The organism is Sphingobacterium wenxiniae, from assembly GCF_900116225.1.
Taxonomy (GTDB): domain Bacteria; phylum Bacteroidota; class Bacteroidia; order Sphingobacteriales; family Sphingobacteriaceae; genus Sphingobacterium; species Sphingobacterium wenxiniae.
On the sequence record NZ_FOZZ01000009.1, the window covers coordinates 29,387 to 43,656 of the forward strand.

At 41.5% G+C, this 14,270-nt stretch carries 13 protein-coding genes; 5 read left to right on the forward strand and 8 right to left on the reverse strand.

Going from position 1 to position 14,270, the window contains the following annotated elements; genetic code table 11:
- Window positions 1-42: 42 nt before the first annotated feature.
- The gene (locus tag BM375_RS12200) at window positions 43-639 is read right to left on the reverse strand and encodes a ribonuclease HII (RefSeq protein ID WP_093366440.1); all 597 of its coding nucleotides are present in this window, start codon (window positions 637-639) and stop codon (window positions 43-45) included.
- Between the two features lie 293 nt (window positions 640-932).
- Between BM375_RS12200 and BM375_RS12205 the strand changes: the two genes are divergently transcribed.
- The 5 genes from BM375_RS12205 (at window position 933) to fabD (ending at window position 7,982) form a co-directional block, all read left to right on the forward strand.
- Window positions 933-1,802, forward strand: coding sequence for a hypothetical protein (locus BM375_RS12205; protein WP_093366441.1), 870 nt, complete (start codon window positions 933-935; stop codon window positions 1,800-1,802).
- Window positions 1,803-2,139: 337 nt separating this feature from the next.
- A complete protein-coding gene (locus tag BM375_RS12210; protein ID WP_093366443.1) occupies window positions 2,140-2,874 on the forward strand; it encodes a hypothetical protein in 735 nt (244 codons plus the stop codon).
- Between the two features lie 19 nt (window positions 2,875-2,893).
- Window positions 2,894-5,701: an outer membrane beta-barrel protein gene (locus tag BM375_RS12215; RefSeq protein WP_093366444.1), complete on the forward strand. Its 2,808-nt coding sequence runs from the start codon at window positions 2,894-2,896 to the stop codon at window positions 5,699-5,701.
- A 110-nt stretch (window positions 5,702-5,811) separates the two neighbouring features.
- Window positions 5,812-7,044: a M16 family metallopeptidase gene (locus BM375_RS12220; RefSeq protein WP_170852658.1), complete on the forward strand. Its 1,233-nt coding sequence runs from the start codon at window positions 5,812-5,814 to the stop codon at window positions 7,042-7,044.
- Between the two features lie 47 nt (window positions 7,045-7,091).
- The gene (fabD, locus tag BM375_RS12225; protein ID WP_093366445.1) at window positions 7,092-7,982 is read left to right on the forward strand and encodes an ACP S-malonyltransferase; all 891 of its coding nucleotides are present in this window, start codon (window positions 7,092-7,094) and stop codon (window positions 7,980-7,982) included.
- A 24-nt stretch (window positions 7,983-8,006) separates the two neighbouring features.
- Here the strand turns inward: fabD and trhO are convergent, their stop codons facing one another.
- The 7 genes from trhO to BM375_RS12260 all read right to left on the reverse strand — a co-directional run bounded on the left by trhO (window position 8,007) and on the right by BM375_RS12260 (window position 14,163).
- The gene (gene trhO / locus BM375_RS12230) at window positions 8,007-8,993 is read right to left on the reverse strand and encodes an oxygen-dependent tRNA uridine(34) hydroxylase TrhO (RefSeq protein WP_093366610.1); all 987 of its coding nucleotides are present in this window, start codon (window positions 8,991-8,993) and stop codon (window positions 8,007-8,009) included.
- Window positions 8,994-9,414: 421 nt separating this feature from the next.
- Window positions 9,415-9,681, reverse strand: a complete 267-nt coding sequence (locus BM375_RS12235) for a DUF3820 family protein (RefSeq protein WP_398358182.1) — start codon at window positions 9,679-9,681, stop codon at window positions 9,415-9,417.
- Between the two features lie 12 nt (window positions 9,682-9,693).
- Entirely contained in the window at window positions 9,694-10,446 is a 753-nt protein-coding gene (locus BM375_RS12240) for a glycosyltransferase family 2 protein (protein WP_093366446.1), read from the reverse strand.
- A gap of 3 nt (window positions 10,447-10,449) precedes the next feature.
- Entirely contained in the window at window positions 10,450-11,358 is a 909-nt protein-coding gene (locus BM375_RS12245; RefSeq protein WP_093366448.1) for a glycosyltransferase, read from the reverse strand.
- Window positions 11,359-12,000 carry an O-methyltransferase gene (locus tag BM375_RS12250; RefSeq protein ID WP_093366449.1) on the reverse strand — a complete coding sequence of 214 codons (642 nt, stop codon included), beginning with the start codon at window positions 11,998-12,000 and terminating at the stop codon, window positions 11,359-11,361.
- Window positions 12,001-12,032: 32 nt separating this feature from the next.
- The gene (locus tag BM375_RS12255; RefSeq protein WP_093366451.1) at window positions 12,033-13,373 is read right to left on the reverse strand and encodes a flippase; all 1,341 of its coding nucleotides are present in this window, start codon (window positions 13,371-13,373) and stop codon (window positions 12,033-12,035) included.
- Between the two features lie 46 nt (window positions 13,374-13,419).
- Window positions 13,420-14,163: a DeoR/GlpR family DNA-binding transcription regulator gene (locus tag BM375_RS12260; RefSeq protein ID WP_093366452.1), complete on the reverse strand. Its 744-nt coding sequence runs from the start codon at window positions 14,161-14,163 to the stop codon at window positions 13,420-13,422.
- Between the last annotated feature and the right edge of the window lie 107 nt (window positions 14,164-14,270).

Consider the following 14,270-nt stretch of genomic DNA (forward strand, 5'->3'; position numbering starts at 1 on the left):
ATTTCATAAAAAAGGAGCCTTAAGGCTCCTTTTTTATGAAATCTAAAACAGCTTAAGCTGTGGTTCTGTTACTTTAAAAGTTTTTCTGTGATGCGGTGTTGATCCATAAGTCAATACCGCATTTCGGTGTTTAATGGTGGGGTATCCTTTGTTGGAAAGCCAGTCATATTTTGGGAATTCGGGGGCTAAGGCATCCATGTATTCATCTCGATACGTCTTTGCCAAAATGGAAGCAGCAGCAATAGAAAGGTATTTGCCATCTCCTTTCACAATGCATTGGTATGGAATCTCTTTGTAGGGTTTAAATCGGTTCCCGTCAATAATGATATAGGCAGTTTTTTGTTTTAATTGATCCAAGGCACGGTGCATAGCGAGAAAGGATGCATTTAAGATATTGATGCGGTCGATTTCTTCAGCAGAAACCATCGCTACAGCAAAATCCAATGCTTCTTTTTCGATGATAGGACGAAGTGCCATTCGCTTTTTCTCGGAAAGCTGTTTGGAATCATTCAATAAAGGGTTGCAATAATCTGGTGGAAAAATGACCGCGGCGGCAAAAACAGGCCCGGCAAGACAACCACGTCCAGCTTCATCACAACCAGCCTCCAAAAAATCCTGTTGAAAAGTGGATAATAACATACACGAAATTACGAATCTTTTCAGAATGCGGAGCTAAACCTCTTGAAATCATTCTTATTTCTTTGTTCTTCGATTTCAAAATACCCACAATTAGGTATTTTATTCCCCATAATTCCCTGCTAACTTTATACCATAGTTATAGTGCTGTAATAATTTAAAAAGGGAATTCCTTACAAAGAAGAAAATCAGCAAAAGTTGTTTAGTTTAGTCGATAGGAAAGTCGGGTCGCCTATATTCCCCATTTAGGAGACCCACTTTCAACTGACTATTAGGAATCTATAAAATTAAAATATATGAAAAAGAAATGGTTTTACCTCTTGATGCTATGCATCGGCTGTTTTTTTGTTACATCTTGTTTGGAAGACCTATTTGACGATGGTGAAGATGAGGAAGAAGGCCTATCCTTATCCTGCGGTAGTGTGTTGCCGTCGGGTTATCAATGTATCTCGCCAATAACCGGAGCTAAGCATTTGGCTAATTATCACATTTCGGAGCTTTATGGCACATGGCACTCAGAAGATTTTGGATTTTGCGTACAGTATAGTGGTGATGGGACGGGTAAGATTATAACTATTGCTAAAGGCTTGCACCCCGGAGCAGAGATGAATATTAAATGGGGCGTAATGGTTAATGGTGATGGCTCTTATGCCCAATCGGATGGAAATGGCTCAGTTCGTGTGATCCATGAAGGTATCGGTGAACCCATCGATCCCCAGATTGCTATGCTTACCTTCAGGCTTTCGACTAAACAATTTTATGGATTTGACCTACTTCGTGTGGGTTCATGCCCCAAAGGAAGCGGAGGGAATGGAAGTAATGGCAATACAAATAATGGGGGCAATAATGGCACGGCTAATAATGGTGGTAATACGGGTAATAGTAACGGCAATAATAGCGGAAGCGGTACTGGTAAAGTGGCCTTCTGGGTAGCGTCAGATCTCGGTTGCGGCAATATTACAGTAACCTTGAATACTGGTCAACAAGGAACTATATCAAGTTATTATAGCAGTGGTACACCTTCCTGTGGTTCTTCGGGCAATGCGAATTTTACCCTTGATCCAGGAACTTATAGTTTCTCCGCAAGTTGTTCAAAATATAATTGGAAAGGGAACTTTACTGTCGAGAAAGACGGTTGCTTGACCAATCGGTTGTGGATTAATTAACAATAAATGCTGCCCGTCTTTGACCAAGCTAAGACGGGCAGCATCGATAATTTCACCTGCCTTTTAGAAACATCCTTCTGTTTCTATCTTATACCATAGTGTAACATCTCTGTGATGCACTGGCTTTTACACTAATTTACACTACTTCTTGTTTTCTTTGTGGAATATTTTAAAAAAGTGATGGTTGTCATGAAAGACTTAGACCTCGTTTCCAGAACTACAAAACCGATAAGGTTTAGTGATGGACAGGCGGATGATTAAATTACCATTATATTTTGTCCTCCCGGGAAACCTTATAGGTTTAAATGATGAGGAAGAAATTTTTTAGATAAAGACAATGAAAGGAATCTATATAGGTATAGGCTTGATGATGTTCACCATAGTAGCTTTGGGTCAGAAAAAGCAACAGGTAGTCTTTGCTGATATGGAGCAGGTCGTAGTGGATGGGCAACACACCGAATGGGAAAGTCTGCACGATGTAAACCAAGAGGGGCTTTGGGCTTATCAGATTGGGCAGGATAAGGAGAACATTTATATTGCGGTGCGTGTGCAGGATATGATGTTGCAGAACATGGCTGTGCGAAATGGTATATTGGTTAGTTTTCTATCCGGTAATAAGAAGAAAAAAGACAGTCAGCTTGTTTTTCCTTTTCCGGACAGGGAAGTAAAAAGAGCCATCCAGCAGGAAGAGTTTGATCCCGAAAAAGATTATCGTGAAGAATTGATACAAAGGTCAAGAGGTTATTGGATGGATGGTTTTCCAACTATCCGAGATGGTCTTCTTTCCTTTCAAAATCAATATGGAATTGCTGCAAAAGCAGTTGTTGTACAAGATACACTATTTTACGAAGCAGTGATTCCTAAGGAAAAATTACCAATCCAAGAAGGGGCTATTAAGATTAAACTAACAGTCAATGATGGGCTTTCCGCTTTGGTGCAGTCGTTGGGTACAAACCGAAGGACGACAAATGCGTATAATCCTTATGCAAGAGGTGCTTACCGCCGTCAGGGGCCGACAAAAACAAAGAATAAGCTCACATTGGAAACCGTGGTGGAAGGTGTTTTAAAATAAAGAAAAGAATATAATATATATGAAAGAGATAATTAGTTTAATTAGTGTTGTTTGTTTGATGCTTTTAGGAGTGCAGGCGCAGACCGAATCCACGAGGACTGTGCAGGGCATGTTGCGCGATCAGGAATCGAGATTGGTAGCTGGCGCATCTGTGCAATTGATTGGTGATAAAGATACTTTGGGAACGAGTGCTTCTACTGCAGGTATATACACTTTTACGAACGTAAAATCCGATAATTTCACGATTAAGGTTAGCAGTTTGGGTTTTGAACCTTTTGAACAACAGTTTACTTTTCCTAAGGGTCAGGTGAAGATGACAATCCCTTCTTTTGAGTTAAAAGGCGTTGAAAATATGTTGGAAGAAGTTGTCGTCGACGGGGTGCTGACTGTTCAGGTAAAAGGTGATACGGTAGAATATTCGACGAAGGATTTGAAGTTGCGGGAGGGAGCTTTGGCAGAAGATGCTTTGAAAAGATTGCAAGGTGTGGAAGTCGATAAAGACGGAAACGTAACAGCACAAGGAGAGCAAATTACGCGTGTGCGCATCAACGGGAAGGATTTCTTCGGGGGTGATGTAAAAACGGCAACGCAGAATCTTCCGGCTAATATTATCGAGAAGATTCAGGTTGTAGATGACTATGGTGATATGGCAAACCTGACTGGGAACAGAACCGGAGACTCTGAAAAAGTATTGAATATCCAAATCGACCCATCCTTGAATAAGGGTTATATGACGACATTACGTGTGGGTTATGGTACAGAAGAACGGTACCAGACAACCGGAATGTGGATGGGAATGACCAATAAAACACAGGTTTCTGTATTGGGTAATCTCAACAATATGAACGCTAGTCTGTTTGATTTCAATACCATGGGAGGCGGTGCCCGTATGCGTGTTGGTGGTGGCGGCCGTCCTCCTGGCGGCGGCTGGGGTGGCTCTGACGGTATTACTAAGGTCGGATCTATCGGCTTGAACATGCGCCATGACTTTTCAGATAAACTGAAGGTGTATGGATCTTATTCTTTCGGACGAGATGATAATAATACACTCACCAAATCTTTTACTGAATATATCGGGCAGAATATCGGAGAGGATAGCGATCAGGATAATAACCGCATAGGAACCAGCCATCGATTTGAGGCGAATGTGGAGTGGAACATCTCTGACAAGGATTATATCAAATTAACGCCACAGTTCGGTTTCAATAAAAATGACACTGAAAATTTCAACAATTCTATTTTGTATAGAGATGATCTTCTGGACTACACGCAGTTGCAGACACAGTTAAACGGAAGTAATGTTCCACGTTATGGAATTAGCGGATTGTATAACCGTAAGCTGAATGATAAAGGACGGAATCTATTTGTCAATTTTAATTATGATAATTCCGTTTCCGAAAATGATTACAATCAGATATTGGATCGTTTGGTTTATGACCCGAACAATCAGGACGAGAGCATAGGTTCTATTTATGAGCAAACTCTGCGTGAAGCACAGAACAAAAGCTGGAATGCGGGAACAACCTTGTCCTATACCGAGCCTGTTGGTGAAAACAGCCGTGTTGAGGTGACTTACGATTTTAATGTCAATGACTATGACAATTTTGACCACCAGAATGGTTATGATGTGAATGGTACGCCTACGACCAATGGTAATCTGAATTATGCGTATGACTATGACTATTCCTTTACATCACATCGTATAGGTGCGAATTATTCCTATGATAAGGGTAAGGTGAAATATAGTGTAGGAGCAGCGGTACAGCCAACTGTATTGAGTGGAAATGCGTATAGCTTATCCGAGTCAGCAGTAATTGACAGAAAGAACTTCAATGTTGTGCCTATCGCTCGCTTTGAGTACCGTTTCTCAAGACAGTCAAACTTAACGTTTAATTATTCTGCTCGTGCATCTGAGCCGGGTGTTTCACAGGTTCTTCCGTTTGAAGTTAGTACAAGCCGTACAAATACAACCATTGGTAATCCAGAACTTGATCCAGAGTTCAGCCACCGAGGACAACTGCGTTTTCGTAGCGGTGATTTCCAAAAAGGAAAGACGTTCTTTGCTATGTTGAATGCCAATCTCACGCAAGATAAAATTGTATCTTTTAATAAACGTTATAATGTAGCAGGTGACGGTATGTATCAGGAAGTGCGTTACCACAACGAATCAGAACCTGTTTATTCTATCAACTCCTTCTATCATTGGGGACGGTCACTGAAAAACAAAACGTATAATATTATGTATATGGGGGGCGTGAATTATAATAAAAACATTGCCTATATCGCTGAGGATCCCGATGCAACAGAAGGGGATAAAAACGTAACAAATAACACCGTATTGATGCAGGGATTGTTCTTTCGCTATACACCATCGGAGAAATTGGAAATCAATCCCGGAGCACGGTATTCTTATAATATCACAAAATCATCGCTTCCGCAATATTCACAAGGGAATGTATCTTCGTTTACACCAACATTGATTGGTTCGGTGAATATCACGCCAACAACTATTTTTGGGGCAGATGTGTCAAAAACGTTCAACCGCGGTTATCGTAATCAGGCAGATCCTTTTATCATCAACACGTATATTGAGCAACGCTTGATGAAGGGTCAACGTGGAACAATTCGCCTGCAGGCATTCGACCTGTTGGATGAGCAGACGAATATCAACAGAACCGTAGGGGATATTTTAACAGACTCCCAAACGAATCGTTTAGGACGTTATTTTATGTTGACGTTTACATTTCGTTTCCAAAAGTTCTCGGGATTAAATCCTTTCCAGTCTGATGAAGGTGGTCCGGGAGGAATGCGAAGACCACGAATGTAGTATATAAATCCTGTTTGTAGATAGTATAACGGCTGTAGTCTCACTACAGCCGTTTCGTTTTTAATTGTGTAACTTTGTGGGCGGTTTAGTAAAATTTGACAATTCATAATATGGAATATGAAATTATCCGATTGGATAATGGTATACGTGCGGTATTACACCGTCAGGCTTCACAGATTACACACACTTGTCTGGTTGTAAATGCTGGGGCAAGGGATGAGGAATCGGGGAAATTCGGGGTAGCACATTTTATAGAGCATCTTTTATTTAAAGAGACAGAGCGCCGCTCTACACAACAGATTTTAAATTATCTGGAAGCTGTCGGCGGAGATTTGAATGCCTACACAACTAAGGAATATACCTGTATCCATGCATCGGTATTAAAACCCCATTTAAGTCGTGCTTTAGATCTTTTTGAAGATATTATTTTCCACTCAACTTTTCCGGAAGACGAAATGGAAAAGGAAAAAGGCGTGATTGCTGATGAAATGGCGTCCTATCTGGATAGTCCAGAGGATTCCATTGTAGACGATTATGAAGACCTAATCTTTCAAAATTCTGGTTTGGGGCATAATATTCTTGGGCTTGAACAGGATTTGATAGGTTTTAAAAAAGATGATTTGCAGGATTTTCTGATCAAGAACTACAATACGGAAGAGATTATTATCGGCATTACAGGGGATTATGATCTGCGGACGGTAGAAAGGCTTTTGCGCCGATATTTTGAACCGATTCAACGGCATACGCCTTTACATCAAAGAACACAAGTCACGCTGAACTCGTCGGCTCATGTCGAGATCGCTAAACCTATCAATCAGGTACATTATATGTTGGGTGCACAAGCCTATGGTATACATGACGATAGGAAAACCGGCTTGCTTTTGCTCAACAATATGCTGGGAGGCATTGGAATGAGCTCAATCCTCAATTTATCCGTTCGTGAAAAGCACGGTATAGCGTATACGATTGAATCTAACTATACACTCTTTTCAGATACAGGCTTGTTCTCGATTTATCTGGGCACAGACGTGGAGAAGGTGAAGAAGGCGAAAAAACTTGTTTTCAAAGAATTGGATAAACTTCGGGAGAAGGGTGTTTCGGATCAGCAGCTACAACGTGCGAAGAACAAATTCAAGGGGCAGATTGCACTGGCAGAAGAGAATCGTATGAGTATGATTATAGCTGTGGCGAAGAATATCATCGATTATGATCGGATTATTACTTTGGAAGATGTATTTGAACGGATCGATGTGCTGACGAAAGAAGAGATGCTGCATATTGCGCAGGATATCTTTGACGATAAGAAGCTGACGTCGTTGACGTTTGTGCCTGAGGAAGATTAGTCTTCTTCAGTTTTTGGCTTTTTAATTTTTACTTTTTAATTTGCAATATGAAAACAGCATATATTTTTCCAGGACAGGGTGCTCAATTCGTGGGAATGGGGCAGGACTTGTACGCATTGAATGAAGAGACAAAAGCTTTATTTGAACAAGCTAATGATATTTTAGGGTTTCGGATTACGGATATTATGTTTTCCGGAACGGATGAAGATTTGAAGCAAACTAAGGTAACACAACCGGCGATTTTCCTGCATTCGGTCATTTTAGCGAAAGCTTTAGGAGATAAGTTCCAACCATCGATGGTAGCAGGACACTCTTTGGGCGAGTTCTCTGCTTTAGTTTCTGCAGGAGCTTTGTCTTTTGAGGATGGTTTAAAGTTAGTGTCGCAACGCGCGAATGCTATGCAGAAAGCCTGTGAAGCACAGCCGTCTACGATGGCAGCTATTTTAGGATTAGATGACGAAACGGTAGAAAAAGTGTGTGCACAGGTTGAAGATGTCGTTGTCGCAGCGAACTATAATTGTCCAGGACAACTGGTTATCTCTGGTTCTATCGAAGGAATTGACAAGGCTTGTGCTTTGTTGACCGAAGCGGGAGCAAAACGTGCATTGAAACTGAATGTAGGAGGTGCTTTCCACTCACCATTGATGGAGCCGGCAAAAGTAGAATTGCAGGCAGCAATTGAAGCAACCGAAATCAAAGCGCCAGTTTGTCCTATCTATCAAAATGTGGATGCCAAAGCATATACAGATCCTACAGCTATTAAAGCAAACCTTATTGCACAATTAACGGGAGCGGTTCGGTGGACGCAAACTGTACAAAATATGTTGGCAGATGGCGCAGAGGCATTTGTGGAAGTTGGTCCTGGTAATGTATTGCAAGGCCTGGTGAAAAAAGTTGACCGTTCGGCACAGACTTCGGCAGCAAACTTAGAAGCATAAAAAAAAGCGCCTAAGGCGCTTTTTTTATGCTTCTACATTTTCCTTAGGAGGAAAATTCTTATGTTTTCTCTTGCTGATTTTTTCTACGTTAACTGGCTGCGGTACTTTTACATAATAGCCTGTGCCATCATATTCACGCTTGCGGGGATGTTCTTTACACGTATCGGAGCAGCAACCGTCCATTTCCCAGCCACAGGCATCACATTGGGTGAAATGCTCGTTACAATCCGGGTTGGCACAGTTAATCATCTTTGATGTCGTTGTGCCACAGTTTTTACACGTAGAAATAACCGAAGGATTAACCGCGTTCACATCGACTGTCACCCGATTATCAAAGACATAACATTGACCTTCGAAATCTTTACCTCCGGCTTCTTTGCCATATTTAATGATCCCGCCATGTAACTGGTATACATCTTCGAACCCTTCTTTTAACAATAGAGCCGATGCTTTCTCACACTTTATACCTCCAGTACAATAGGTAAGGATTTTTTTGTCTTTGTATTGCTCCAGCTCTTTTATCTTTTCAGGAAATTCCCGGAAGTTTTCAATGTCCAGTGTAACCGCGTTCTTAAATCGGCCAACGCTGTGCTCATAGTTTGAACGTACATCTAAAATGACCACATCATCACGGTCTTTCATCTCCATGAATTCTGTAGGCTCCAAGTGTACACCGGTTCTTTCATTTGGATTGATAATCTTAGGGTCGCGCAAACCGGAGTGTACGATTTCGGGCTTGTAACGACAGTGCATTTTGATGAAAGAAGGTTCTTCGACATCATCAATCTTGAATTCGGTATGGTTGAACCGACCGTCAGCATATACCGCTTCCATGTAAGCTTTACAGGCTTCGGGTGTACCGGAAACGGTACCGTTTAACCCCTCGTCGGCAACGATGATACGACCAAATAAGCCAAGAGATCTACAAAATTCTAAATGATCTGCAGCAAATTGTTCTGCATTTTCGATAGGGCTGTAACAATAGTACAGCAGGGTTTGATATTGTGCCATATTCATTGATACCGCTGCAAACGGCGTTTAATGTTTAAAATTAATTTTTTGCAAAGTTAATAATAAAAATTAATCAAGAATTGATAGAGGTCACTTTTAGTACAGCTACTATACCTTCTGCGGATCTGCTTCGCCCTTTGTTCGGTCACTCTTCGGCCATTTACCGGGGATTTACCGTGAAATTACCGGGGGTTGTACGGTAACTTCACGGTAAAAGGTCAGAAAAAACACGGTAAACAGGCGAACAAGGGGCGAACAAAGTACGGAGAAAGTATACAGCCGACCCGAATAAAAAAGGTTAAAGAAGTGTTCTGATATTGGTGGTGGCAACTTATCCACACGAATTTCAAAATTGGAGACTAAAGGACGATGATGTCCAACTTTTCGGCCAGTCCCTTTTAATGAACATTGTATTCCGACCTTACCTCTTTATCAAAGGTTTTAGTAGATACTCCAATCCGTTCAGTTTGATTTCATAAAGCGTAGCGAGCTGTATGCCCAACTTGCCAGCTGGAAAGCCTTTATTATGGAACCAGACCAGATATGGCTCGGGGAGATTACAGAGTAACCAGCCTTTGTATTTCCCGAAAGGCATTTCGGTATTGGCCAGCTCAACCAATATATTTGGATCAAGCAGTCCCGCGTTCTTATCCATCTTTTCTTTCTTCTTTCCTACTTGTTCTTCCATCCCTATCTCTCTTTAATCTCTTGTTTTACCATTTTTTAGCCTGTGCAATAAGAATTTTCCAGCGATGACTCCGTGGTTGATAAGATTAGGAAGGGTGCCATAGTGTTTTTTGAAAATCTGGAAACGCTCCTGTAAACTCTGTTTATGCCGCTGTTGAGACATACCTCCTACCAGATATTTAGCGACATATTGATTGACATTGACAATTTTGTCTGCTTTTTTTGCGGCTCGTATTACCCAGTCGATATCTGCGCTGAGCTTATATTGCAGATCATACGGCTCTGCTATGCTTCTTTTAACATAAATTGCCTGATGGCAAATGCTCATGCCGTAGCGGAAAGATTTCCAATTAAAACGCTTCGGGGCTTTATGTCGGCGATCGCCCAAGATATTGCGTTCTTCGTCGACAAGCTTGGTTTCGCCATAATAAATATCCGCATTGTCGGCGGAAGAGAAAACTTTTTCCAAGGTCATGTCTTCGTAGAGCTCATCTCCGGAGTTTAGGAAAAGCACATAGTCGCCAGTCGCTACGTTCAACCCTTTGTTCATGGCGTCGTAAATGCCGTTGTCCTTTTCGGATATGAGGATAGCGATTTCCTCCCGATACTTTTCAATCACATCTAAGGTGCCGTCCGTGGAAAAACCATCGACAATAATATATTCAATATTGGCGTAGGTCTGCTTCATAACGGAACGTATGGTATATTCAATGTCGCGAACATTGTTGTAGACGATGGTGATAATGGATATTTTCGGTGTTAGCACAGCTTATTTTTTACTGAATCTTTTGATGAGATAACGAACAATACGTTCGGCGATATTACCCTTCCTATGTGCGTAGAAATATTTGATAGCATCATAGGCTTTTTTGTTCTCCTCGATTTCTGTCGGGAAATATTTAACCTTTGCGGTGGCTAATTCTACTTTGTAGACATTGTCCAGATCGGAATGTGTGCCTGAACCATCCGTTCCGATGTTCTGTATCATGGAATGCCGTGGATACAGTACCAAACCATTTTGCTTGAAAACAGATAGATACCAACGAATTGCCCATGAGTTGATTTTTCCGGCTTTGAATTCTTTTACCTGTTTCCAGAAATTCTCTTTCCCATCAATACTGAAGCGTTTGATATCTCTACGCTTGAAGTTTTTGGTGAGTTCTTCGATGTCGGGATTGAAATGATCCCAAGCTCTCTTCCAGGTCGCCCAACCCCAGCTGTTGGCAACGCGAAAGAAAAAGCTTTTTGGTAAGCGTCGAGGATGCTGCACAGGATACATATAACCGCTGATTTCCATAACACGCTCTTCCGCAGCATATCGGGTAAGACCGTCGTTGAAATAGGTCAGGGCATAGGGAGAAGTTTCTAAATCATCCTCTAAAACAATCACGGAACCGTGCTCTTGGATAACTTTACTTACACCATCAATTACATTGTTGGCCAACCCCCAGTTTTTATGGCGCTCGATGATGGTAATATGCTTAAAATCCCAAGGCTCACGAATGATCGCACGCACTTTGTTGACATCCTCTACGGCATCCGCATTTTTGGCAGCATCCGAAAAGATATACAATAGGGAATCCTTAGCCAAGAGGTTCTTCTCCAAGGCAGCCAATGTCCTACGTGTATGCTTGGGACGGTTGTACACAAAAAGTACGATAGGTGCTAAATTTGGCATCTAAATTCCTAAACAGTTTTGTTCTTTATAAAATACAACAGTTTGTTTGTCGTGAATAGCCCCAATTGCTATGCCAGAAAACGGAATGCACTTAAATCCCTGTGCTTTTAGGAAAGAAAAAGCTTCTTGATATTTCGGACGCTCAGCATCGTCCAAAATAATAACCCCTTGTGGGGATAATCTTTGGACAGCGTTTTTAATGCAGTCGATTCTTCTGCGACCATCTACCAAAATAATGTCATAATCTTTTTGTTCAGCTAATATGGTGTCTTGGTATTGCTCACCATCTAATGGGATATAGCTGATTTCTACATTATCGGGCAAAGTACTTCTAACCTTGTCATACCATTCTTTATTATGTTCGATGGAACGGACACGTTGTACCTGTTCGGCAAAAAATAAGGTGGAATTGCCTGCACCAAATTCAAATAGGGTCTGCGATTTGTTCAATCGTCCATCAATGAAATCCAAAAAAGAATAAGTAAGCCAAGGAATAGGCTCTGCTTGCGGAGAAAGTGCCTGTTTTTTTAGGTAGGAGTTGATCCAGCCCTTTTGCACAAAATATCCTTTCACGCTCAGCGAAAGCAGACCACGTAATAATCTGGGTTTGAGGAGCGATGTATATGAGCCTTGTTTTTGCATCCGATGAGTGATTGAACAACTAATCTAATGAATTATTTTGAATACCGTTTAAATATCACTGTTAAAAGGTTGATGAAAAACAATGATTTAAGCAGGACAAGCCCCTGTTGTCTGGTTTGTGGAAACAATAAAATGGAAAATGTTGCTACAGCTTGGGCGGCGACATTTGCATAAGCAGCTCCCATGATTCCGTAAGCAGGAATAAACAGAAGATTGAGTATGATAATGGCTATTGCTCCAAACATCGTGCGTGCTAAGCTGATCTTTGTAAACCCCTCGGCAATTAAGTACTGCCCGCTTGCCGTACCTAAAAAAGCAAAAACACCTGCCCAGGCATTCACCTGTAAAGCTTTTGCTCCCGATATATATTCGGGTTTTAGGAAGTGCGTGTAGAAGAATGGTGCAAAAAGAGTAATGAGTGTGGCGATCGACACACTGAGCAGTGTCATTAAATCGTACAGGTTGCTCATCCGCTTTTGGTACAGTGCGGGCTGATTTTTACGGAAGTTCATAATCGCCGGGAAGAGGGAGGTCGTGATGGCGACGGCGATGAAAAACCAACTTTCAGTAAGCTGCGTTACTGTAAAATATACGCCAGACTCCTTGTTCCCCACAAACATATCGACCATGAGCTGCCCTATTTTCATGTATAAGCTTATGAAGATGGCTGCGAAGGCTAAGGGCCAACCTAATTTTAGCAGGTTTTTGGCAACAGTAGGGTTATATTTCCAGTTAAGGATAGACCGGCCTTGTTTCTTATAGTAGCGGATATAGCCGATTTGTAGAAGCAATACATCTATAACGAGCATCACGATAAAAGCATCGACTGGCGCTTTTAGGAGGATAAGTCCTAATTTGAAAAATGCTGAAAGGATATTTGCCGTAACCTGTACATACATGATGTATTTCCCCTGGGTTTTGGCCTGGAAATAACTATCAATAATCTGCAGAGGCTGTACGATACAGATTAAGGACATGATCGCAATCTGTTTGGGCGAAGCTGCAGGGGCATTGGTACCGATATGGCTAATGGCATAATATGCGATGAAAACCAAAGGTATAGCAACTAATCCGCCAATTAGGCGGATACGGAGAGCAGAGCCTAATAGTTCGTTCTCTTTTTCGGGATTTTGTAATAGCTGTCTGGTAACCAAGGAGTCGGTTCCTAAGGTGCATATACCTGTAAAGAGAATGATAAGGGGGTAGTTCAGTGCTCCGGCAAGTTCAGAACCTAAGTAATTGGGCAAAAGAATCGCCGTAACCAACATTTTGACAAATAGAGAACCAACACGGGCGAGCATTAGCCAGCCTGTGTTTTTAAAATATTTATCAAAAGCCTCCGGCGTAAAGCCGGGTAAAGACGGTATCTTCATGTGTATGCAAACCTACTCATTTTCTGAGATAGGTTTGGAAAATGGATTAAATAACCGTTAGGTGTTTGGAAAATTCCTTTAATCGCTGATGTGTTGGCACGAGGTCAGTAATCAAATAAGAAATATCCCGTAGTGGCGTTACACGCATCTTTTGATTGGAGTTCAGTTTTTCCGCAATACTAAGTAAGCCGACTTTTTGGGAGGCCTTAATCATTGCGCGTTTAATCTGTACAACTTCCCAATCGGAATCGGTCACACCTTCCTCCACCGAAATGCTGTTTGTTCCGAGCAGGCAAAGATCTACAAGAATATCAGATAGCTCATTGATGACTTGAGAACCCATCACAATATTGGTGTTTCGGGAGAGTTTCCCACCAATAAGGACAACTTCGATATTGTCTTTTTCGGCCAGCTCTAAAGCAACTAAAGGGCTGATAGTAAAAAAGGTACATTGTAAATCATTGGGTACATGGCGTGCTAGTTCAATCATCGTTGTTCCGCCGCCAACCAGTACAGTCATGCCGTTTTGTATGAGCGATACGGCTTTCTTCGCAATTTCCTTTTTAGATTCTTTTGCATACACGTTCCCGTCTTGAAAAGGGAATTGAAAGGACTTGGATAATGCTCCTCCGTAAACTTTTAATACCTGACCATTTTCAGCCAGTTCGTTCAAGTCCCGGCGAATGGTATCTTCTGAAACATTCAATTGCACACTCAAATCAGAGGATAATACTTTGTTGTGCAGATTGATTTGATGAATGATATAGGCTTGTCTTTCTTCCTTTAACATGAGTCAATTGATTAATGTATATGATGTTTATTCTGAAGGGTTATCTCCAGATGGTTTAGTTTTGGTGACGCCAGCCTTGAACCTTGGCTTGAATCCTGTAGGTTTTG

Coding starts and splice junctions, on each gene's coding strand:
- BM375_RS12205 (WP_093366441.1), top strand. CDS start 933: ATGAAAAAGAAATGGTTTTACCTCTTGATGCTATGCATCGGCTGTTTT.
- BM375_RS12235 (WP_398358182.1), bottom strand. CDS start 9,681: ATGGAAGAACAAGTAGGAAAGAAGAAAGAAAAGATGGATAAGAACGCG.
- BM375_RS12200 (WP_093366440.1), bottom strand. CDS start 639: ATGTTATTATCCACTTTTCAACAGGATTTTTTGGAGGCTGGTTGTGAT.
- BM375_RS12250 (WP_093366449.1), bottom strand. CDS start 12,000: ATGCAAAAACAAGGCTCATATACATCGCTCCTCAAACCCAGATTATTA.
- trhO (WP_093366610.1), bottom strand. CDS start 8,993: ATGGCACAATATCAAACCCTGCTGTACTATTGTTACAGCCCTATCGAA.
- BM375_RS12255 (WP_093366451.1), bottom strand. CDS start 13,373: ATGAAGATACCGTCTTTACCCGGCTTTACGCCGGAGGCTTTTGATAAA.
- BM375_RS12245 (WP_093366448.1), bottom strand. CDS start 11,358: ATGCCAAATTTAGCACCTATCGTACTTTTTGTGTACAACCGTCCCAAG.
- BM375_RS12215 (WP_093366444.1), top strand. CDS start 2,894: ATGAAAGAGATAATTAGTTTAATTAGTGTTGTTTGTTTGATGCTTTTA.
- BM375_RS12220 (WP_170852658.1), top strand. CDS start 5,812: ATGGAATATGAAATTATCCGATTGGATAATGGTATACGTGCGGTATTA.
- BM375_RS12210 (WP_093366443.1), top strand. CDS start 2,140: ATGAAAGGAATCTATATAGGTATAGGCTTGATGATGTTCACCATAGTA.
- BM375_RS12260 (WP_093366452.1), bottom strand. CDS start 14,163: ATGTTAAAGGAAGAAAGACAAGCCTATATCATTCATCAAATCAATCTG.
- fabD (WP_093366445.1), top strand. CDS start 7,092: ATGAAAACAGCATATATTTTTCCAGGACAGGGTGCTCAATTCGTGGGA.